This is a genomic window from Williamsia sp. R60 (genome assembly GCF_054063855.1).
This window is the reverse complement of sequence record NZ_JBSSGR010000004.1, coordinates 363,157-384,997: the sequence shown is the minus strand read 5'-3', so window position 1 is coordinate 384,997 and position 21,841 is coordinate 363,157. Positions and strand designations below refer to the sequence as shown.

Genomic DNA, 21,841 nt, shown 5'->3' with positions numbered 1-21,841 from the left:
CGGCGCCGGTCCAGCGGGCGGTGGGACCGGTCGACGGGTCGACTCTGGTGGGGCCCACGACGGATCGGGCGAGGATCCACGGCCGGGTAGTTGCTGACCAGTCGGCACCCCGTCGGCACCGCCCGGAGGGATGGCTCTCGGCCCGTGACGACCAGAACGAGAGCCACCACCGTCCCCACCGCGGGTGAAGTACTTCAGCCGTTCCGGGTCGTAGTCCTGTGCCGAACGGCTGCGACGGTGACCGGGAGGCTGATGCTGTTCCCGGCGGTCGCCGTGACCGCGGCCGGTGGCCCGTTCATCGGATCGATCGTCGCTCACCCGCGTCCTTCCTGACGGCCCGCCTGCATGTCTTGACGGTTCGCCTGTAAATCCAACCATCCCTGCAAGATCGCTGTGGCGGCCGCCTGGTCGACAACCGATTTCTGCGCCTTCGCCCGCACACCCGAGCTGCGAAGGGCCTGCTGCGCGGTGACCGTCGAGAGGCGTTCGTCGCTGTAGAGCACCGGGATGGGTGAGATCCGGTCTGCCAGCGCGTTTCCGAACTCGGTCGCCAGTTTCGCTGCGTGGCCGTGCTCGTCACGCAGGGTTTTCGGTAGCCCGACGATGACCGCGACCGCCTCGTACTCGGCGATGATCTCTTCCAGCCGACGAAGGTCCCCGTCGCCGCCGGCAGTTCGCGCCACGGTCTCCACCGGAGTCGCGAGGATGCCATCGGGATCGCACGACGCGACCCCGATCCGGACACTCCCGACGTCGATGGCCACGCGCCGCCCCCGCGGCGTGAGCGTCATCGATTCGCGCCGACCAGGTCGCGCAGCCGAGACAACGCGGCATCGATACCGGCGGCGTCGGTACCCGACCCCTGGGCGAGATCCGGCTTTCCGCCGCCGCGACCGGAGACCAGCGGCGCCAGATCCTTCACCAGGTCGCCGGCCTTGATACCCGCGTCACGGGCTGCAGCGGTGGTGGCGATCGCGAAGGGGACCTTGTCGTCCGACACGGAGAAGAGGGCGACGACCGCAGTGTCCGAGCCGACACGGCCACGCAGGTCGCCGGCGAGCGTCCGCAGGTCACCGGCGTTCATCCCGTCGAGTGTGCCGGAGACCACCAGCACGTCACCGACCCGGACTGCGTCGTCGATGAGCGAACCCACCGAGGCCTTCGCGGCGTCGGCGCGCATCTTCTCGATCTGCTTCTCCGCGTCGCGCAGTTTGCCGACCAAGGTCTCGACCCTGGCTGGGACCTGATCCGACGGCACCTTGAGGCTCGAGGCCAGACCGGCCAGCAACGCCCGCTCCTTGGCGAGGTAGCGGTAGGAATCAAGACCGACGTAGGCCTCGATCCGCCGCACACCCGACCCCACCGAGGACTCCCCCAGCAACGTGACCGGACCGACCTGAGCTGACGCACCGACGTGGGTGCCGCCGCACAGTTCCATCGAGAACGGCCCGCCGATCTCCACCACTCGCACCACGTCGCCGTAGTTCTCGCCGAAGAGTGCCATGGCGCCCATCGCCTTGGCCTCGGGCAGGTTGGTCTCGAAGGTGTTCACCGGGTAATTGGCCTCGACCGCGGCGTTGGTGATCTCCTCGATCTCCCCGCGCTGGGCCTCGGTGACCGGGCCCTGAGCACTGAAGTCGAAACGGAGATAACCCGGTCGGTTCAGGGAACCGGCCTGGGTCGCGGTGGGCCCCAGGACCTGCCGGAGCGCTGCGTGCACGAGATGGGTTCCGGAATGCCCCTGCGTGGCGCCGTGACGCCAGGCGGTGTCCACCTGGGCGAGCACCACATCGCCTTCGGCGACCTCGCCTTCCTCGACCACCGCCCGGTGCAGCCACACCGTCTTACCGAGCTTCTGGACGTCCTTGACCTTGATCCGGAGCCCGGACGATGTCGTGATGCTGCCGATGTCGGCGATCTGGCCACCGGATTCGGCGTAAAGGGGGCTGCGGTCGAGAATGACCTCGACCTCTTGCCCCGCCGAAGCACTGCGAACCTTGCCTCCGTCGGCCACGAGTCCCAATACCGTTGCCTCAGAGACCAATTCATCGAAACCGGTGAAGACGGTGGGTCCGCGGTCGAGGAACTCCCGATAGACACTGAGGTCGGCGTGGCCGGACTTACGTGCCGTGGCATCGGCTTTGGCGCGCTGACGCTGTTCTGCCATCAGTGCGGTGAAGCCCTGTTCGTCCACCGACAGTCCGGCTTCGGCGGCCATCTCCAAGGTGAGGTCGATCGGGAATCCGTAAGTGTCGTGCAGCGCGAATGCATCTCGTCCGCTGATCCGGGTGGCGCCCGAAGCCTTTGTCGTCGCCGCGGCGTCATCGAACAACTTGGAGCCGGCGGTCAGGGTCTTGAGGAATGCGTCCTCCTCACCGACAGCCAGTGACACGATGCGCGAACGCTGTTCGGCCAGTTCGGGATACGACGTCGACATCGTGTCGATGACTGCCTCGGTGAACCTGCCGACCGTGGCGCCCGAGGCACCGAGGAGACGGGCCGATCGCACGATGCGGCGCAGGAGGCGGCGTAGGACGTACCCGCGGCCGTCGTTACCGGGTGTGATGCCGTCGGCGATGAGCATCACCGCGGTGCGCGCATGGTCGGCGATCACCCGGAATCTGACATCGTCCTCGTGGTTGCCTGCGCCGTAGGTGCGGCCGGTCAACTGCTGTGCGATCCCGATGACGGGGGCGAGCAGGTCGGTCTCGTAGACGTTCTCCACCCCTTGCAGCAGGCAGGCGACACGCTCGATGCCCATGCCGGTGTCGATGTTCTGCTTCGGCAGTGGCCCGAGGATCTCGTAGCCGTCCTTGCCGCCACCAGGTCCACGCTGGTTCTGCATGAACACCAGGTTCCAGATCTCGATGTAGCGGTCCTCGTCGGCTTCGGGTCCACCTTCGACTCCGTATGCGGGCCCGCGGTCATAGAAGATCTCCGAACAGGGTCCGCAGGGCCCCGGGACACCCATCGACCAGTAGTTGTCTTTCATCCCGCGGCGCTGGATGCGTTCGGCGGGTACGCCGATCTCATCGCGCCAGATGGCTTCGGCCTCGTCGTCGTCGAGGTACACCGTCGGCCACAGCCGGACCGGGTCGATCCCGAATCCGCCGTCGGCCACCGGGTTGGTGAGCAACGTCCACGCGAACGTGATGGCCTCACGCTTGAAGTAGTCGCCGAACGAGAAGTTGCCCGCCATCTGGAAGAAGGTGTTGTGGCGGGTGGTGATACCCACTTCTTCGATGTCGAGTGTCCGGACGCACTTCTGGATGCTGGTGGCCCGGGTGTACGGCGGATTCTGCTCGCCGAGGAAGTAAGGCTTGAACGGCACCATGCCGGCGTTGACGAAGAGCAGGTTGGGGTCGTCGAGGATCAGTGACGCGCTGGGTACCTCGGTGTGCCCGGCCTTGATGAAGTGATCCAGGAAGCGCTTCCTGATCTCATGCGTCTGCACTGGTTCAGTCCTTACTCATCGGGGCGTGCCGCTCGGCGTGTCGCCGGTAAACGGCCGTGTTCACACTACCGGTGTCGGCCCCGGAATCAGGTGTTGGAGCGGCCGCGGCCACGAATGATGTTGCGGAGCCGTCCGAGACGTGGGCCGATCTCGCGCTCGTAGCCGTGATCGGTGGGCTCGTAGTAGTCGACGCCGACCAGTTCGTCCGGCGGGTATTGCTGCCCGACGACGCCGCCGGGTGCGTCGTGGGGGTAGCGGTAGCCCACGGCATTGCCGAGTTTCGCCGCGCCGGCATAGTGCCCGTCACGCAGGTGCGCGGGCACCGCGCCTGCCCGGCCGCCCTCGACATCGGCGATCGCTGCGCCGATGGCCGCCACCACACCTGGGGATTTGGGGGCCGTCGCCAGGTGAATCGTCGCCTGCGCCAAAGCGAGCCGCGCCTCGGGCATACCGATGAGTTGAACCGCCTGCGCCGCAGCGGTCGCCGTCTGCAGCGCCGTGGGGTCGGCCATCCCGATGTCCTCACTGGCGTGCACGACCAACCTGCGTGCGATGAACCGTGGGTCCTCGCCTGCCGTGATCATGCGGGCCAGGTAGTGCAGTGCGGCATCCACATCCGATCCGCGGATCGATTTGATGAACGCGCTGATCACGTCGTAGTGCTGGTCGCCATCACGGTCGTATCGAACGGCAGCACGATCGACTGCTGACTCGACATGCGCGAGGGTGACCTTTGTCGTCGCGCGGGAGGTACCGCCGTCGGCCATCGAATCGGCAAGTGCCGCATCGGCTGCCGCTTCCAGCGCCGTGAGGCCGCGACGCGCGTCGCCCGCCGAGATCTTCTCCAGGTGGTCGAGGGCGTCGTCGTCGATCGTGACCGCCCCGTCGTAACCGCGAGGGTCTGATGCCGCCCGCTGTAGCAGCTTGCGGATGTCCGGCCCTTCCAGGGACCGCAGTTGCAGCACCAGGGATCGCGACAGCAACGGTGCCACCACGGAGAACGACGGATTCTCGGTGGTGGCCGCAACGAGCAGCACGATTCGGTTCTCCACCGCATCGAGCAAGGCGTCCTGCTGCGTCTTGGAGAAGCGATGGACCTCGTCGATGAAGAGCACGGTTTGAGTGCCCGCGATCAGGCGGCGGCGCGCCGCGTCGATCACCGCGCGGACTTCCTTGACCCCCGACGACAGGGCCGACAGTGCTTCGAACCGTCCGCCTGCTGCGGTGGAGATGAGCGAGGCCATCGTCGTCTTGCCGGTGCCGGGTGGGCCGAACAGCAGTACCGACGCGGCCCCCGAACCATCGATGAGCCGGCGCAACGGAGATCCGCTCTCCAGCAGATGTTCCTGTCCGACAATCTCTTCCAGTGTCTGCGGTCGCATCCGCACGGCCAAGGGTGATCCCGCGGAGGCGCCGGGCAGACCCTTGGTGATCGTGTCGGGCGGTGCCTCGGGTGCGGCGAAGAGCCCACCCTGTTCGTCGGTCATGGCCAAGGCCGGATGTCGGTCATCTCGTGCGGCCCCGTCAGTGCAGCCAGGACGAGTCCAGCGCCTGACCGACCGTGTCGGCGAACTGGGCAAGATTCGGTGCATCCGCCCGGCGAGCGGCGTCGGCGAGGCCGGCCCAGCGGTCGACGATCACCCGCGGGTCGGATGTGCTGATCGCGAGCCCGTGCGGCTCGTCGGAAGCACCGACGTCGGTGTCGTCGGCAGGCAACATCCAGACGGTGGACAGCCATACCCACGCCAGCCGGGCGAGCACGGCCTTGCGGGCCAGCTCACGGTCGGACGCCAGGCTGGGCCAGATGCCCTGCACTTCCGAGCGCCACGCGTCCAGCATTGCGGTCTCGAGTTCGACTATGCGAGCGGCATTGTCGGCGGCAAGCCACGGCCGGAACGTCACCAGCGCATAGGCGATGTCGAGCGAGGCGTCGCGGAAACCGCCCCATTCGTAGTCCATGAACTGGACGCCCTCATCGTTGATGAGGATGTTCTCCGGACCGACGTCAGAGGGGCTGAATGCGCGATGCTCCCCTTCGCCGAACAACGCTCTGGCCTTGCCCAGGGCATCCAGCACTTCAGGGTCCACCGTCAGCCCGAAAGTGTCTGCGATCACCCGCGGCGCGGCGCTGACCGCCGCCTCGAACTGCGCTCGGAGGGCATCGACGGCGATCCCCGCTGCGCCTTGGCGGAGCAGCGCGGCAAAGTCGCCTTCGCCGCCCACGGTGGCAGCGTGCATGCGGCCGAGCGCCTGACCCCACGCGCTCACCGCGTTGCTGGTGGCGGCGCGGTCGTCGCTGCCCAGCAGCTCGGTCATGGATCGTCCATCTCCGAGGTCGCTCAACACCAGAACACGAGCCGAGAGGTCGAATGCGATCAGTTGAGGACCCGGACGCGACTCGAGGGGCAGCGCGGTCGCGTATTTGTACGATGCAACCTCGCGAATGAATGCTTCGCTGGACTCGGCGTCGTCACCGTCGCCGAGGACCTTGATCACCAAGGTGCGGTCGCCGGAGAACGGATTCTGGGCGACCCGGACCCGAACCACCTCGGTACGACCGCTGCCACCGAGGTCCTCAGGATCGGCTAAGGACACCGCGGAGCCGGCCCGAGCTGCGAGAATACGCTCGGCTGCCTGCACCGCGCCGGTGATCTGGCTATCGGCAAGAACAGTCATCGCCTCCAACTTACCCAATGGTGGCCTTACCCGGGCCCACCCGACGAGACATGTCAGATTTGTGGCGACACATCGACGGAGACCTCGATCCTGCTCTTGCGCGATTCGGTGTAGATGACCCCGCGCAGGGGCGGCACGTCGTCGTAGTCCCTGCCCCAGGCAACGGTGACGTGACGTTCGTCGACCAGTTTGTCGTTGGTGGGGTCGAATGCGATCCACGAGTCCCCAGGCAGCCAGACCGCGGCCCATGCGTGCGAGGCATCGGCACCGAAGATCCGTTCTTTTCCTGGTGGCGGGTCGGTGGCGAGGTAACCCGACACATACCTGGCAGCCAGACCCTGGGACCGCAGGCATGCGATCGCGACCCGCGCGAAGTCCTGGCACACGCCTTCGCGGCGCTCCATGACAGTGCTGACTCTGGTGGAGATGGCCGTGGACCCCGAACGGTAGGTGAAGTCCTGAAAAATGCGCGTGGTGAGGGTGGTCACGGCTTCGAGGAGTGGTCTGCCCGGGGTGAAGATCGCCGACGCGTAATCCGTCACCGCGGGCGTGATCTCGGGAGGATCGAGATCGAGTCGGAACTCAGCCGCCCTGGCGCCGGCCATCCCGGTCGGGCGGGCTGATTCCCAGGGGGCCTGCGCGGCAGGCGATTGCAGCACATCGTCGTCGATCGGATCCACCTCGACGATCGAACGGCCGGTGACCTCGAGCCGCCGATGTGGGGTGCGGACATGAAAATAGCAGTCGTGGTTGCCGTATGTGTCGACACCGGTGGACCGGTCGGCCGGTTCGGGGTCGATCTCGACCTCGCTCGAGAGCACCCGTTGCCCGGGCATGTCACGGGGTTGCAGGTGTCCTCGTCCGTAAGAACTGGTGACCACGTCGTCGTAGTCGTAACGGGTGCGGTGCAGCACGGCGTACCGCCGACTCGGCGAGGCGCTCGCGGAGCTCTCCCCCGCCCGCGCTGGTGGCTCGAACTCGCCCGGCCGGTTCACAGTTGGTCCTCCGATCCGGCGCCCCAGAGCGGCTGCATCTCGACCGGGTAGGCAAAGCGGGTCCGGCCGAGGACGTCGGATATCTCACGCAATCCGGCGCCGAGAGTGCTCATCAGTTCGGCGAGTTCGACTCGACGGCCACCGGCACCGATCGCGGCGAGATCCGCGGGGTCGACTCTGCGCAACTCGGCGACGAGGTCTTCGACCAGCCGCTCGGCGGCGGCGGACCGTACGTCGGTGGGCAGCGCCGTCAAATCGGCGCGCAGAGTGTCCAATTGGTAGATCATCGCCCTGGGGTTGCCCTCGTCGAAGAGCAGGAGACCCGCGACCGGGCCCAGCCTGACGATGCCGCGGTTGCGGCGACGGTAGATGATCGCGGATTCGTTGGCAACGAGGTAGGCCTCAAGCAGACCCTGTTCGGTGTCGGCGTCGTGCTGCTGGACCAGAACAGCGGATGTGAGCGCGGCCAGCATCTGAGCTCGTTCGATGCGCCGCCCGATGTCCATGAAGAGCCAGCCCGCGTCGTGGACCATCGATTCGGCCTGCAGTCCGACCAGCGCCAGGAGCCCGTGCAGGATCTCCTCGTGCGCACGGCCGAGCTCGGACCCATCAACGTCCAGTTCCTCGTGCGTCTCGGCGCCCGAACCGGACAAGACGGCCGGCGGACTGCCCAATTCGGCGATCGCTCTGTCGATCGCGCCGAGCACCATCCATGTGCTGGTGGACATCTGATCCCGCACCGCGCGCGCGAGTTGCTGCAGGCGTTCGACGGCGAAGGCCACCGAACCCGATGCCCTGCGCGAGCTGGTCATCGAGTGCATACGCGCCGTGGCCGCCATCACCTCATCGGGCTCGGGCGGCCGGCTGCTGTCGAAGTCGGCGATACCGTCGGTGTCCTCGAGGGCGGCTTCGCTGCCGGTGGCCGCTGCGATCGCGGACAGGAACAACGGAATGGACGCCGTCCCCGACATCCACGGCCGGTAGCGATAGTCCTCGTAACGTTCCCTGGCCACCTTGACCATTCGGGTGGTCAGTTCTGCTCGTTCTCCATATCGGCCTAACCAGAACAGATCCGACAGCACCCTCGGAGAGCTCACGACGGCACTGTCGGTCACCGGTCGATGGGCGCGAGTGGATCGGCGGCCCACCTGCTCGTCGTCCGCCGTCATGACGGTTGCCACTCGGTCGTGGTGGTCGGACGACTCGGGGACACGGGCGGTGGGTCCGGACAGCTCGGTGGTGGTGACCCAAACGTCCTTTCCGGCAATCGAATCCCAGGATGCTCCGGCAGTTCCATCGGCGAGCACGTGGCCCAGACCGCCCGGCATCACGGCATAACCCGCACCCTGGGCAACGCTGAACACACGAAGGCCCACCGGCGCCGGACGCAGGCCCGCCCCGCCGGAGCCGGATTGCGTAGCGGCCGGGGTGGCCGACGGGGCCACCGAATAGTCCTCGAGCCGACGCCCCGCCCACGGCCAGGGTTCAGCTTCGATCCGGGCGATCAGTGCATCGCGCGCTGCGGCGGTCAGACCTGGCCCCGAGATCTCTTCTCCGGTGCGGAAATTGGAGAATTGCAGGTTGGCTATGTCGGCGACCATCTTGGACCGGTCGAGATCTGTTCGCGCCCAATATGTCTCGACAGAATCGAGAAGCAGGTCCTCGTCGAGCAGGTGTCGGCTGACAGCGTGCAACACGGTGTGCAACGCCGGGTTCTCCAGGACCCCCGCGCCCAGGTGGTTCACCACCGAGACCGTCCCGCGCGACACGGCCTCCACGAGCCCGGGAACCCCGAGCCGCGAATCGGTGCGCAGATCGAGCGGATCGCAATAGGCCGCGTCGACGCGCCGGAGGATCACGTCGAGTCGTTTGAACTTGCCCAGCGAACGCATGTACACACTGCCGCCGCGAACGACGAGGTCGGCTGCTTCCACAAGCGGGAAGCCCAGTGCCGAAGCCAGGTAGGCCTGGTCGAATGCGGTCTCGGACAACGAGCCCGGTGTCAGTACCGCCACCGTCGGGTCCTCGGTCCCCTGCGGCGCGTACTCGAACAGCGACAGGCGAAGGGTCGCCGAGAACGCTGTCAGGGGCCGGGGTACACATCGCTGGAACAACCGCGGGAATGCCCTCGACATCAGTCGTCGATCGGCAAGCGCGTATCCGACGCCAGAGGGGGCGCCGGCGCGGTCGGTATACACGGTGTGCGCCCCACCCGGGCCCCGCCCGACGTCGCAGGCGTGCAGGAACAATGAGTGCGGCCCGGCCTGCGGGAATCCTGCAGCCTTGCGGATGTACCCCGGGTGTCCATAGACCATCTCCGGTGGCACTATGCCGTCCGTGATCACCCGTTGGCCCGAATAGATGTCGGCGAGCAGGGCGTCGAGAACCCTGGAACGCTGAGCGATCTTTCGGTCGAGTTCGGCCCACTGCGCGCCGTCGATGAGCAGCGGCACACTATCCAGCTCCCAGCGCCGCCGCCGGGTGGAATCACCGTCCGGGGCGTTGTAGGTGATGCCGTCGTCGTCGACCAGTGTGCGCACGCGCTGTTCGGCCCGGTGCAGTCCCGATCGGCCAAGGCGCGAATAGCCGTCGACGAGCGGTTCCCACTGCCTGCGCACGGTCCCCGAGGCATCGAGCAGCTCGTCGTACGGGCCTGGGGACGAAGCTCCGGGGATCCGAGCGAGATCGAACAATCCGAACCGGTCAGACCGATATCTGTCCAGGACTCCGGTGGGTTCGGCCTTGGGCGATGTCACCGCAGAACTGTACGTGTGCGACCCAGGTCGGGGATCATCGGTACGCCCGGGCCGGTCGCCGCCGTTGCCCGCGATCGTGGGCGACGAGTGGCCCCGCTACTGTGTCTCACCGCTGCGCCCGGACTTGCGCACGAGGGCCGACTTTCCGCGCCGTCGGCTGTGGGCCCGATGGATGAGGAGCACCGCGACTCCGGCAACCACGATCCCGATCAGGTTGATCACCAGCTGCGCGGTGGATTCGGCGGCGACCCGCCACTGCCCCAAGGTGGCGGCGACCACCGCATACCCGGCAGCGGGCACCGTCGTGACCGAGATGAAGACGCCGACCAGCGCCGCGGACTTCGAGGACACCAGTGACAACATGCCTGCGGCGCCGGCCAGCAGTGCGACCACCAGCGAGAACGGTCCGACCTGATAGATGAAGTCGAGCTGGTCGGCTGTGGTCACGTCGCGCATCGTCATCCAGCCGAGGCTCTGGGCGGCCAGCGCTCCGAGCCCGGTCACCACCATGGCGAGCGGAAAACCCACCGCCAAGGCCACCACCGATCGTCGGGCCAGGGCGTATCGACGGCGCACGATCGCCACGGCGATGCCCCCGAGTGGACCGAACTCGGGCCCGACGACCATCCCACCGACAACCGTGACGGGGGAATCGGTCACCACCCCGACAGCCGCGAGCAGACAGGCCAGGCAGAGGAAAGCCAGGAACGTCCCGCTCAGCGTCGAGTCCTCATTGGTGCGCTCGAGTAGTTCGTCCCACACCACCGCGTCCCCGGGATCTCCCGGGGCGTCGTGCTCAGCCCGATCGGCGGCCTCGGACAGCACCATGTCGAGCAGTTCGACGGTGATGGCACCTTCGGTCCGAAGTTCCAGTGCCCTGAGCTCTTTGAGCAGTTCGTTTGCGGCCTCACGGGTGACGTCGGCTTCGATCAGGTCCCCGGCCGGCTCCACTGCGACGCCCGGAATCCGGACCACGTGAGCGACCCCGACGTAGTCGCGCAAGGTCTCCACGACGGCATCAGATCGCTCGTGCGGGCTGATGATCCGGATGTGGAGCACGGGCCGGCTGCGTTCAGGACTCGGCGGGTGTCGGTGACTTCACGGCCTGTTTGTCCTTGGGCGCCGGAGGGTTCGCGTCGATTCCCGACTCCTTGCGTTGGGCCGGCGTGATCGCGGCGGGCGCGTCGGTGAGCGGATCGATGCCTCCCCCGGACTTCGGGAACGCGATGACGTCGCGGATCGACGGTTGCCCGGCGAGCAGCGCCGTGATCCGGTCCCATCCGAAAGCGATGCCGCCGTGGGGCGGGGCTCCGTATGCGAAGGCGTCCAGCAGGAATCCGAACTTCTCCTGCGCTTCCTCGGCACCGATGCCCATGATCTTGAAGACGAGTTCCTGGACCTCGCGCCGGTGGATACGTATCGATCCGCCACCGATCTCGTTGCCGTTGCAGACGATGTCGTAGGCGTACGCCAACGCGGATCCGGGGTCGGATTCGAGCACCCCGAGCGATTCGGGCTTCGGAGAGGTGAAGGCGTGGTGCACAGCGGTCCATGCGCCCGAGCCGACGGCCACGTCACCGCTGGCGGTGGCATCGTCGGCCGGCTCGAACAGTGGCGCGTCCACCACCCACGTGAACGCCCAGTCGCCGTCCTTGATCAGGCCGAGACGTTGGGCGATCTCGCCGCGCGCTGCACCGAGTAGGGCACGCTGTGCTTTGGCGGGCCCGGCGGCGAAGAACACACAGTCACCGGGGGTCGCGCCGACGTGGGCGACCAGACCGGCCCGCTCGTCCTCGGACAGGTTCTTGGCCACCGGCCCACCGAGCGAACCGTCTTCTTGGACAAGCACATACGCCAACCCTTTGGCGCCGCGCTGCTTCGCCCACTCCTGCCAGGCGTCGAGTTGTCGGCGTGGCTGGCTTGCGCCACCCGGCATGACAACGGCACCAACGTAGGGAGCCTGGAACACCCGGAACGGAGTGTCCTTGAAGTAGTCGGTGCACTCCACCAGCTCGAGTCCGAATCGCAGGTCCGGTTTGTCGCTGCCGAACCGGCGCATCGCCTCGGCGTAGGTGATCCGCGGGATCGGCGTCGGGAGGTCATAACCGATCAGCTTCCACAGCGCGACGAGGATCTGTTCTGCCACGGCGATCACGTCGTCCTGCTCGACGAAGCTCATCTCGACGTCGAGCTGGGTGAACTCGGGCTGGCGGTCGGCGCGGAAATCCTCGTCGCGGTAGCAGCGGGCGATCTGGAAGTACCGTTCCATCCCGGCGACCATCAGCAGCTGCTTGAAGAGCTGGGGACTCTGCGGCAGCGCATAGAAGGTGCCGGGCTGCAACCGTGCCGGCACCAGGAAGTCGCGGGCGCCTTCGGGTGTGGATCGGGTCAGCGTCGGGGTCTCGATCTCCACGAAGTCCTGATCGAGCAGGACAGTACGCGCGGCGTTGTTCACCTTCGACCGGAGCCGCAGGGCTGCGCCCGGGCCTTCACGGCGGAGGTCCAGATACCGGTACTTCAGACGCGCTTCCTCGCCGGGGCTCTCGTCGAGTTGGAACGGCAGGGGCGCGGATTCGTTGAGCACAACGAGTTCGGTGGCATTGATCTCGATCGCGCCCGACTCCAGGTTCGGGTTCTCACTGCCCTCGGGTCGCTGCTCGACGAGTCCGGTGACCTGCACGCAATATTCTGCGCGGAGCCGGTGCGCCGGCGTGGCCACCGCCTCGTCACGGAAGACCACCTGTGCGAGCCCGGAGCTGTCGCGCAGATCGATGAAGATGACCCCGCCATGGTCGCGTCGTCGCGCCACCCAACCGGTCAACGTCACGGTCTGTCCGGCGTTCTCGGCCCGTAACGATCCGGCGAAATGGGTGCGCAGCACAGTGTTCCTCTCGATTGCGGTCAAACACTTCGGTGGCTGAAGGGTTTTGTATCGTGCAACATCCTACGGGCGCCGCATTCGAGAGAGAACGCACCTGCTCGTGCCATGCTTGGCGAATGACTTTCCAAGGTGGCGGTCCACTCGACACAGGCAACGTCTCCGGCGGCGGCGGAGGTCGTGGCCGGCTGGCCCTCGGTGGCGGCGCGGGACTGATCGTCATCGTCGTGGCCGCTCTGCTCGGGATCGATCCGAACGCGATCGGCCTCGGTGGTGACGAGACCGGTTCGAGTACCTCCTCGCAGCAGTCGGCGATCGACGAGCACATCCAGAGCTGCACCATCGAGAAGGCCAACGTCGACACGGTGTGTCGAATCGTTGCGACCACCAACAGTCTCGACCGCGTGTGGAGCAACATCATGCCGGGATACGAGCCGCCGCAGACGAAGATCTTCTCCGGCAGCGTCGACACCGCTTGCGGGCCGGCCACCTCCGACGTCGGACCCTTCTACTGCCCGGGTGATCAGACCGCCTATTTCGACCCAACCTTCTTTGACGTGCTGAGCGATCAGCTCGGCGGCAGCGACGGCCCGCTGGCACAGGAATACGTGGTCGCCCATGAGTACGGCCACCACATCGAGTACCTCACCGGCGCTCTGGAGAAGGGTCAGCGCATGGGGGCCGCCGGCCCGACGTCGGGATCGGTGCGGATCGAGCTGCAGGCCGACTGCCTGGCCGGCGTGTGGGCGTTCAACGCAGACAAGGGTCCGGACGCGATGCTGGCGCCGCTCACCCAGCAGCAGATCTCCGACGTGATCCAGACAGCGAAGGCCATCGGAGACGACGCCATCTCGGGCGACAGTTCCAATCCGGAGGGGTGGACACACGGTTCATCGGACCAGCGGGTGCGATGGTTCAACGTGGGATATGACCGCGGCGACGCCGCGGCATGCGACACCTTCGCGGCGGGCAGCCTGTGACCCGGGAGGCCACCGGGATCGACCGGATCGCGGAGGGATTCCTGGAACGGTCGTGCGCACTCAATCCCATCGAGGCCACGCATATCGGCGTCGTCGGCCACGATCACCGGCTCACCGACTTCTCGCCTGCCGGTGAGGAAGAGCGGGCCATCGCCAGGCGGGACACCATCGCGGCACTCGCGGCCGAGGCACTCGCCGACGATGTCGACCGGGTGACCGTGGCGACCATGACCGACCAGTTGAGCCGGTCGCTGGCCGTCGACGATGCCGGACTGCGGACCGGTGAGGTGAACGTCATCGAATCGCCGTTGCAGGCGGTCCGCGACGTCTTCGACTTGATGGCCACCGACTCCCCCGCCGACCAGGACGTGTTCTTGGCCCGGCTGGATCAGGTCCCGAGCTGCGTGGAGACCATCATCGAAGGGATCCGGGCCCGCCTGTCATCCGGACCTGCCCTGACCAGACGGCAGGTCGAATTGGTTGCGGCTCAGGCCGATACCGCCACCGCGTCGATCTTCAGCAATGCGACGGCGATCGAGTCCACAGACCGCGTCGAACTGCTCGACGACCTGCGCGGACGAGTGGGTGCAGTGATGACGCGGCTGGCGGCCGTCCTACGCGACGACGTGCTGCCCCGCACCACCGATGCCGATGGCGTGGGCCGCGACCGCTACCGCCTGCACTCAGCGGAGTTCGTCGGTGCCGACATCGACGTCGACGACGCGTACGCGTGGGGCGTGGACCTGCTCGATTCCATTGTTGCCGAACAACAGACGCTGGCCGAGGTGATCGCGCCGGGAGCTGGTGTGAACGGTGCACTCGAGGCCCTCAACGGCGATCCGCGGTACCAGATGACCGATCGGGATGCGTTCGTCGCCTGGATGCAGGAGCTGTCGGACCGGGCCACCGCCGAGGTGGGCCGCGAACACTTCGACATCCCTGCCGATCTCACCGCACTGGAATGTCGCCTGGCACCGGCGGCCACCGGGATCATCTACTACACGACACCGAGCGAAGACCTCAGCAGGCCGGGGCGCATGTGGTGGTCGGTTCCGCCGCAGCAGAAGATCTTTCACACGTGGCAGGAGACCACCACCGTCTTCCACGAGGGCGTCCCAGGACATCACCTGCAGCTCGGTTCGGCGATGGTCAGCCCCGACCTCAACCGGTGGCGCAAACTGGCGTCGTTCACCTCCGGTCATGGTGAGGGTTGGGCCCTCTACGCAGAACGACTGATGGGGGAACTCGGCTGGCTCGAGGATCCGGGTGACCGGATGGGGATGCTCGACTCGCAGCGACTTCGCGCCGCCCGGGTTGTCGTGGACATCGGGGTGCACTGCGGGCTCACCGCACCGGAGTCGGTGGGTGGAGGGACATGGGATGCCGACAAGGCGTGGACGTTCCTCACCTCGGCCGTCGCGATGGACCGCACCGTACTCCGGTTCGAATTGGACCGTTACCTCGGCTGGCCCGGCCAGGCGCCGTCGTACGCGCTCGGGCAACGGGTGTGGCAGCAGGCCCGCGACAACTACTTGCACCTCAACCCGGGCGGCTCACTCAAGGACTTCCACCGCAAGGCGCTGGCGCTCGGCGGGGTCAGTCTTGATGTCCTGCGGTCCGAACTGACCTGACCACCGATCGGGCGCCGGCCGCCACCGACCGCGACCTTCCGCCGCTCGGATTGCCCGCTAGGCGGGTTACTCGGGCGGGTTCTCGGCGACCGGCAGACTCGGGGTGTGGGCCTGGCCCCCCCATGTGCGTCCGGTGAACGGTGCCGGTTCGGGGTCACCGCTCACCGTGAAGGTGCAGGCAACCGACCCGGTCATGACCAGTGCGGTCAGCCCCGCCGCACACCAGAGCCGGACCCGGCGGCTCATCGGCCTGCGGCCAGCTGCGAAGTCAGTTGCTGCACAACAGCATCGAGCGCCAGGCGCTGCTGGTTCCCGTTGCTCAGGTCCTTGAGCTCGACCTCACCGGAAGCCAGTTCGTTCTCGCCGAGAACCAGTGCGAATCGCGCGCCCGATCGGTCAGCCGCCTTCATCGCTCCCTTGAGTCCGCGACCGCCGTAGGCGATGTCGACCCTGACCCCGGCCGCCCGGAGCCGACCGGCAACCTCGACGAGCGCATCTTTGGCGGCGTCACCGAGTGGCACCCCGAACACCTCGCACCGCGCGTCCGTTGCCGCGGCGATCCCTTCGGCCTCCAACGCCAGAACGGTGCGGTCCACGCCGAGCCCGTAACCGATACCGGACAGCTCCTGCTTGCCGCCCAACTGCTTCATCAAGCCGTCGTAGCGACCGCCGCCACCGATGCCCGACTGTGCACCGAGCCCGTCGTGAACGAACTCGAAGGTGGTCTTCGTGTAGTAGTCCAGGCCGCGGACCAGCCTCGGGTTCTTCTCATACGCCACGCCGAGGCGGTCCAGGTGCCCGATCACCGCATCGAAGTGTTCCCGAGCCGAGTCCGACAGGTAATCGATCATCAAAGGTGCACCAGCCGTCGCCTCACGGATGTGCGGCCTCTTGTCGTCGAGCACCCGCAACGGGTTGATCTCTGCTCGGCGCCGCGTCTCTTCGTCCAGATCGAGTCCGAAGAGGAACTGCTGCAAGGCTTCCCGATACTGAGGCCGGCAGGTGTCATCGCCGAGCGAGGTGATCTCGAGTCGAAAGCCCTTCAGCCCCAGGGCGCGGAAGCCCTCGTCGGCGATCGCGATGACCTCCGCGTCGAGTGCCGGGTCGTCGATTCCGATCGCCTCGACACCCACCTGCTGCAACTGGCGGTACCGGCCCGTCTGAGGCTTTTCGTAACGGAAGAACGGCCCTGCGTAGGACAGCTTGACAGGGAGTTGACCCCGATCGAGGCCGTGCTGGATCACGGCCCGCATCACGCCCGCGGTTCCTTCCGGACGCAATGTCACCGACCGGTCACCACGATCGGCGAACGTATACATCTCCTTCGAGACCACGTCGGTGGATTCTCCGACGCCCCGGGCGAACAACGCGGTGTCCTCGAAGATCGGCAGCTCTATGTGTGAGTATCCGGCCAGTCGCGCCGCCCTGGTCAATGCGTCGCGGACGGCGACGAACTGGGCCGATGACGGCGGAACGTAGTCTGGTACGCCCCGCGGCGCCTGGAATCCGGCATTCACAGTCCGTGACGTCCCTTCGATCGGTTGGTGGCCGGTCCATCCTGCCCGGGGTGGGACAGATCAGCCAAAAATGGATTGCCGGCACGTTCGCGACCGATGGTCGTCTGCTCGCCGTGCCCTGGCAGTACCAACGTCTCGTCCGGCAACCCCAGCATCCGGTCGGCGATGGAATCGAGCAGTTGTTGGTGGTCGCCGCCCGGCAGGTCCGTGCGGCCGATGGAACCGGCAAACAGCACGTCGCCCGCGAAGCAGACCGGAACAGTCCCCTCCGGGGTGTCCACGTCGATACCGAACAGCACCGAACCCTGCGTGTGACCCGGCGCCAGATCCACCGAGAAGGACAACCCCGCGACGTCCAGATCTTCGCGATCGACGAGATCGATCACCTTCTCCGGCTCTCGAAAGACGGTGTCGCCGATCATCGCTCCGAGTGCCCGTCCGATTCCGGCCGCCGGGTCGGCGAGCATGTGTCTGTCAGCCGGATGGATGAATGCCGGGATGGCGTATTCGTCGCACAACTCGGTGGCGTTCCAGGTGTGATCGAGGTGCCCGTGGGTCAGCAGCACTGCCACCGGGGTCAGTGAATGCTCGGCCAGTAGTTTGCGCACTCCTGGAGCGGAGTCCTGACCTGGGTCGATGATGATCGCCTCGCTACCGGGGGCGGGCGCCACCACATAGCAGTTGGTGGCGAACATGCCCGCGGGGAAGCCCGTGATCAGCATGGTCTGCACTCCTGGGTCGGGGAAGGTGTTCCTTCATCATCCCAGCACGGCAAAACGTGATCGCCCCGGCCACGTGCCGAAGTCGGCGCGCCAACGCCGCACCCATATAACGTGCTCTCAGCATTTGCTGGCAGACTCGCACCGGATGCCCCGCGCCCGGGGTGCAGCGAGACGGACAATTTATACGGAGGATCTCTGCGGTGTCGAGCAACGAGCAACGACGGCAGGCGGCGAAACGCAAGCTGGAGCGGCGGTTGGAGCGGCAGCAGCAGGCCGCGCGCAAGCGCAAGATCATCATCGTCTCGACGTCCGTGGTACTGGTCGTTGCGGTCGCCGCGGTGGCCACCACGCTCATCGTGAAAAAGGTCGCCGACGACAACGAGAAGGCCCGCTGGACCGCGTGCAGCTACGTCGAGGACACCGCCGACCCGTTCGAAGGCCTGCCGGACACCGTGCCGGCAGAGGTCCCGGCTGACCAGCAGCCCAAGTTCCAGCAGTTCCTCGGTGAGCTCAAAGCCGGTGCCGCCAAACAGCGTAAAGCGCCCATGCCCGGCGACAAGCAACTCAAAGAAGGCTCGGTCGACGTCGTATTCGACACCAGCCAGGGCGCAATCCCGGTTCAGCTGAACCGAAAGGACGCCCCCTGCAACGTCGGCGCGTTCGAGAGCCTCATCAAAGAGAACTACTTCAACGACACCTCCTGCCACCGGCTGACCAGCGATCAACTCAAGGTGCTCCAGTGCGGAGACCCCACCGCCACCGGTCGCGGCGGGCCCGGCTGGCAGAGTCCTGACGAATTGCCGACGGGATTCGCGCCGGCCGGCGAAGCCGACCCGACCACCGGAGCGCAACCGGTGACGTATCCCCGCGGCACCATCGCGGTGGCCAACAGCGGCACCAACCAGGAAACCGGCGCGGGAACTGGCGGAAGTCAGTTCTTCATGGTGATCCAGGATGGCGTACTGCCTGCCGATTACACCGTGATCGGCAAGGTCGAAGAGCCCGGCCTGCAGGTGCTGGACAAGGTGCTCGCAGGCGGCATCGTGCCCGGCTTGCGTCCGAACCAGTCCACCGGGTCGCTCGACGAGAACCCGTCAGACGGCAAACCCGTTCTCCCGGTGGACATCACCACCGCCACGATCGGAAGCTGAGAGCCACCTCGGCCGTCTCGACCCCGGTGAGCGACCAGGGTTCGACTACGCGGCCGAGGTGACCCGGTAGACGTCGTAGACACCTTCGACATTGCGGACCACGTTGAGGACGTGGCCGAGATGCTTCGGGTCGCCCATCTCGAAGGTGAACTTGCTGATGGCCACTCGATCACGTGATGTGGTCACCGACGCCGACAAGATGTTCACGCGCTCGTCTGCGAGGACGCGGGTGACGTCCGACAGCAGACGCGACCGGTCGAGGGCCTCGACCTGGATGGCGACGAGGAACACCGACGACGGTGACGGCGCCCATTTGACCTCGATGATCCGTTCGGACTGCTCGCGCAGTGCTCCGGCGTTGGTGCAATCGGTGCGATGCACGCTCACTCCCCCACCGCGGGTCACGAATCCCATGATCTCGTCGCCCGGAACGGGAGTGCAGCACTTCGCCAGCTTGGCCAGGACGCCGTCCGCGCCGGGGACCACCACACCGGCATCACCCGTCTGACGGGCCGGGGACGGCATCGTCGACGGGGTGGACCGTTCGGCGAGCTCTTCTTCGGCGTCTTCTAGTCCACCGAGCTGGGCCACCAGACGACTGACCACGTGGCGCGCGGAGACATGTCCCTCACCGACAGCGGCGTAGAGCGCCGACACATCCGTGAAACGCAGCTCATGGGCAATCGCGCCCATGGAATCGCTGTTCAGCAGCCTCTGAATCGGAAGTCCGCCTCGCCGAACCTCTTTGGCGATGGCATCTTTGCCGGATTCGAGAGCTTCCTCCCGGCGTTCCTTGGCGAACCACTGCCGGATCTTCGCCTTGGCGCGCGGACTGACCACAAACGACTGCCAGTCCCGCGATGGCCCCGCGGTGGCGGCTTTCGAGGTGAAGACCTCTACGACTTCCCCGTTCTCGAGCGTGCGTTCGAGCGCGACGAGTCGACCGTTGACCCGCGCCCCGATACAGCGGTGGCCGACCTCGGTGTGGACCGCGTAGGCGAAGTCCACCGGCGTCGATCCGGTGGGAAGGGTGATCACGTCGCCCTTGGGTGTGAAGACGAAGATCTCCTTGACTGCGAGGTCGTACCGCAGCGACTCGAGGAACTCGCCGGGATCGGCAGCCTCTCTCTGCCAATCGAGCAACTGCCGCATCCACGCCATGTCGTCGATCTCGGCGGAGTCGGAACTGTGCTTGCCCTTCGTCTCCTTGTATCGCCAGTGGGCCGCGATCCCGAACTCCGCCGTGCGGTGCATGTCGCGGGTGCGGATCTGCACCTCGAGGGGTTTGCCCTCGGGACCGATCACGGTGGTGTGCAGCGACTGGTACACCCCGAAACGAGGTTGGGCGATGTAGTCCTTGAAGCGGCCGGCCATCGGTTGCCAGAGTGAATGCACCACGCCCACAGCGGCATAGCAGTCCCGCAGGTCGTCGCACAGGATGCGCATACCCACGAGGTCGTGGATGTCGTCGAACTCGCGCCCCTTGACGATCATCTTCTGATAGATCGACCAGTAGTGCTTGGGCCGGCCCTCTACGGTCGCCGTGATGCGAGATCCGGTGAGCGCGTTGATGATGTCGGCACGAACCCTGGCCAGGTAGGTGTCTCTGGAGGGCGCCCGGTCGGCGACGAGACGGACGATCTCCTCGTAACGTTTGGGATGCAGGATGGCGAAGGCGAGATCTTCAAGTTCCCACTTGACGGTCGCCATGCCCAGTCGATGAGCAAGCGGGGCAATGACTTCCAGGGTCTCGCGGGCTTTGCGCGCCTGCTTCTCCGGTGGCAGGAAGCGCATGGTGCGCATGTTGTGGAGGCGGTCCGCGACCTTGATCACCAGGACCCGCGGATCACGGGCCATCGCGATGATCATCTTGCGTATGGTCTCGGCCTCGGCGGCGTTGCCGAGAGCGACCTTGTCGAGTTTGGTCACACCGTCGACGAGGTGGGCGACCTCTTGCCCGAAGTCCTCGGACAGCTGTTCCAGCGAGTATCCCGTGTCCTCGACGGTGTCGTGCAGTAGCGCCGCCACCAGCGTGGTGGTGTCCATTCCGAGGTCGGCGAGGATGGTGGCCACCGCGAGCGGGTGCGTGATGTACGGGTCGCCGGACTTGCGGAACTGCCCGCTGTGCTTGGCCTCCGCGGTGTCATAGGCGCGTTGGAGAACGGTGACGTCGGCTTTGGGGTAGCCGTCGCGGTGAAGGGCGACGAGGGGCTCGAGCACCGGCCGGATCGAACTCTTGGTCGCGGTCATCCGTCGGGCCAGGCGAGCCCTGACACGGCGAGAGGCCGATGTCGAGACAGCACCGTTCGACCCTTTGACCGGGGCGACGTCCGCAGCCGGGGGTGCCACGGGGGCGACGCTGTCGCCGGTCGGGGCCTGCGTCAGAGCACCAGGCGTCTCTTCGGCCATCGGTCACCTCCTGTGATGTGAAGGATCGAAAACTACCAGTCAGATCATGTCCATCAACCCTAGACCTCAGCCCGGAGCCAGGGCAGACAGCCCGATGTCACCGACGGCCTGGCTGATTGCCGCCCGGCCACCGAGTGCGCCGAGTTCCATCACCACGGCCACCGCGACCGGTATCGCCCCGGCTTGGCGCAGCAGCTTGATCGCGGCGATGACCGTTCCTCCGGTCGCGAGCACGTCGTCGACGATCAGTACCCGCATCCCCGTGAGGTCGAGGCCGTCGGCCGGGATCTCCAAGCAGGCGGATCCGTACTCGAGGGTGTACTCCTGCATCAGCACCGGCGGGGGCAGCTTTCCGGCCTTGCGGACCGCCAGCACTCCGGTGCCGAGCTCGAGTGCCACACCCGAACCCAACAGAAATCCCCGCGCGTCGATTCCCGCCACCAGATCGATCTGACCGGCGTCGCAGTCGGCGAGTCCGGAGATCACCGCACGAAGCCCGACCGGATCGGCCAGCACGGGTGACAGATCTTTGAACTGGACTCCCGGCGACGGAAAATCGGCCACCTTGCGAGTGAGCCGCTCGATTGCCGACGAGGCCTCGCGAGCGGTGTGCGCCTCGCGGCCGGTCTGGGTGGTGGGGCTGTCCATCTTCTCAAGTCCTCATCTGTTCGA

17 protein-coding genes are annotated in these 21,841 nt (G+C 66.6%); 4 read left to right on the top strand and 13 right to left on the bottom strand.

Features of this window, described 5'->3' with window-relative positions:
• Positions 1-144: 144 nt before the first annotated feature.
• Entirely contained in the window at positions 145-333 is a 189-nt protein-coding gene (locus ACVWY6_RS20740) for a hypothetical protein (protein ID WP_152538091.1), read from the top strand.
• Here the strand turns inward: ACVWY6_RS20740 and ruvX are convergent.
• The 8 genes from ruvX to aspS all read right to left on the bottom strand — a co-directional run bounded on the left by ruvX (position 315) and on the right by aspS (position 12,762).
• Positions 315-791, bottom strand: a complete 477-nt coding sequence (gene ruvX / locus ACVWY6_RS20735; RefSeq protein ID WP_023959491.1) for a Holliday junction resolvase RuvX — start codon at positions 789-791, stop codon at positions 315-317. The two genes, ACVWY6_RS20740 and ruvX, sit on opposite strands and share 19 nt — an antisense overlap.
• Entirely contained in the window at positions 788-3,454 is a 2,667-nt protein-coding gene (gene alaS, locus ACVWY6_RS20730) for an alanine--tRNA ligase (protein ID WP_062797988.1), read from the bottom strand. Before alaS ends, ruvX begins: the two co-directional genes overlap by 4 nt.
• Before the next feature lie 86 nt (positions 3,455-3,540).
• Positions 3,541-4,941: a replication-associated recombination protein A gene (locus ACVWY6_RS20725; RefSeq protein ID WP_023959496.1), complete on the bottom strand. Its 1,401-nt coding sequence runs from the start codon at positions 4,939-4,941 to the stop codon at positions 3,541-3,543.
• A 37-nt stretch (positions 4,942-4,978) separates the two neighbouring features.
• On the bottom strand, positions 4,979-6,130 hold the full coding sequence (locus ACVWY6_RS20720; RefSeq protein ID WP_247208655.1) for a hypothetical protein: 1,152 nt from the start codon (positions 6,128-6,130) through the stop codon (positions 4,979-4,981).
• A gap of 53 nt (positions 6,131-6,183) precedes the next feature.
• On the bottom strand, positions 6,184-7,044 hold the full coding sequence (locus ACVWY6_RS20715; protein WP_243404350.1) for a transglutaminase family protein: 861 nt from the start codon (positions 7,042-7,044) through the stop codon (positions 6,184-6,186).
• A 77-nt stretch (positions 7,045-7,121) separates the two neighbouring features.
• Positions 7,122-9,881 carry a circularly permuted type 2 ATP-grasp protein gene (locus ACVWY6_RS20710; RefSeq protein ID WP_457540635.1) on the bottom strand — a complete coding sequence of 920 codons (2,760 nt, stop codon included), beginning with the start codon at positions 9,879-9,881 and terminating at the stop codon, positions 7,122-7,124.
• Between the two features lie 96 nt (positions 9,882-9,977).
• The gene (locus tag ACVWY6_RS20705; protein WP_400730319.1) at positions 9,978-10,940 is read right to left on the bottom strand and encodes a DUF389 domain-containing protein; all 963 of its coding nucleotides are present in this window, start codon (positions 10,938-10,940) and stop codon (positions 9,978-9,980) included.
• Positions 10,941-10,953: 13 nt separating this feature from the next.
• Positions 10,954-12,762, bottom strand: a complete 1,809-nt coding sequence (gene aspS / locus ACVWY6_RS20700) for an aspartate--tRNA ligase (protein WP_457540633.1) — start codon at positions 12,760-12,762, stop codon at positions 10,954-10,956.
• A gap of 116 nt (positions 12,763-12,878) precedes the next feature.
• On the opposite strand from aspS, the gene ypfJ reads away from it, so the two are divergent.
• Positions 12,879-13,739, top strand: coding sequence for a KPN_02809 family neutral zinc metallopeptidase (ypfJ, locus tag ACVWY6_RS20695; RefSeq protein WP_031332566.1), 861 nt, complete (start codon positions 12,879-12,881; stop codon positions 13,737-13,739).
• Positions 13,709-15,370, top strand: a complete 1,662-nt coding sequence (locus ACVWY6_RS20690; protein ID WP_457540630.1) for a DUF885 domain-containing protein — start codon at positions 13,709-13,711, stop codon at positions 15,368-15,370. The genes ypfJ and ACVWY6_RS20690 overlap by 31 nt, the downstream gene beginning before the upstream one ends.
• A 66-nt stretch (positions 15,371-15,436) precedes the next feature.
• Here ACVWY6_RS20690 and ACVWY6_RS20685 read toward each other — a convergent pair whose 3' ends face one another.
• From ACVWY6_RS20685 to ACVWY6_RS20675, 3 genes are read right to left on the bottom strand one after another with little or no spacing between them, the layout of a single operon-like run.
• On the bottom strand, positions 15,437-15,616 hold the full coding sequence (locus tag ACVWY6_RS20685; protein ID WP_457540628.1) for a hypothetical protein: 180 nt from the start codon (positions 15,614-15,616) through the stop codon (positions 15,437-15,439).
• On the bottom strand, positions 15,613-16,887 hold the full coding sequence (gene hisS / locus ACVWY6_RS20680; protein WP_457540627.1) for a histidine--tRNA ligase: 1,275 nt from the start codon (positions 16,885-16,887) through the stop codon (positions 15,613-15,615). The genes ACVWY6_RS20685 and hisS overlap by 4 nt, the downstream gene beginning before the upstream one ends.
• Positions 16,884-17,609 (bottom strand): MBL fold metallo-hydrolase, encoded by a 726-nt coding sequence (locus ACVWY6_RS20675; RefSeq protein ID WP_062798574.1) that lies wholly within the window; start codon positions 17,607-17,609, stop codon positions 16,884-16,886. The genes hisS and ACVWY6_RS20675 overlap by 4 nt, the downstream gene beginning before the upstream one ends.
• 200 nt (positions 17,610-17,809) lie before the next feature.
• Here ACVWY6_RS20675 and ACVWY6_RS20670 point away from each other — a divergent pair, with 200 nt between their 5' ends.
• Complete coding sequence (locus ACVWY6_RS20670) at positions 17,810-18,760, top strand: peptidylprolyl isomerase (RefSeq protein WP_023959514.1); 951 nt, start codon at positions 17,810-17,812, stop codon at positions 18,758-18,760.
• A 45-nt stretch (positions 18,761-18,805) separates the two neighbouring features.
• Here the strand turns inward: ACVWY6_RS20670 and ACVWY6_RS20665 are convergent, their stop codons facing one another.
• Both ACVWY6_RS20665 and ACVWY6_RS20660 read right to left on the bottom strand, forming a co-directional pair.
• Positions 18,806-21,169, bottom strand: coding sequence for a RelA/SpoT family protein (locus ACVWY6_RS20665; protein ID WP_062797972.1), 2,364 nt, complete (start codon positions 21,167-21,169; stop codon positions 18,806-18,808).
• Between the two features lie 66 nt (positions 21,170-21,235).
• The gene (locus tag ACVWY6_RS20660; RefSeq protein ID WP_457540623.1) at positions 21,236-21,817 is read right to left on the bottom strand and encodes an adenine phosphoribosyltransferase; all 582 of its coding nucleotides are present in this window, start codon (positions 21,815-21,817) and stop codon (positions 21,236-21,238) included.
• Positions 21,818-21,841 lie beyond the last annotated feature (24 nt).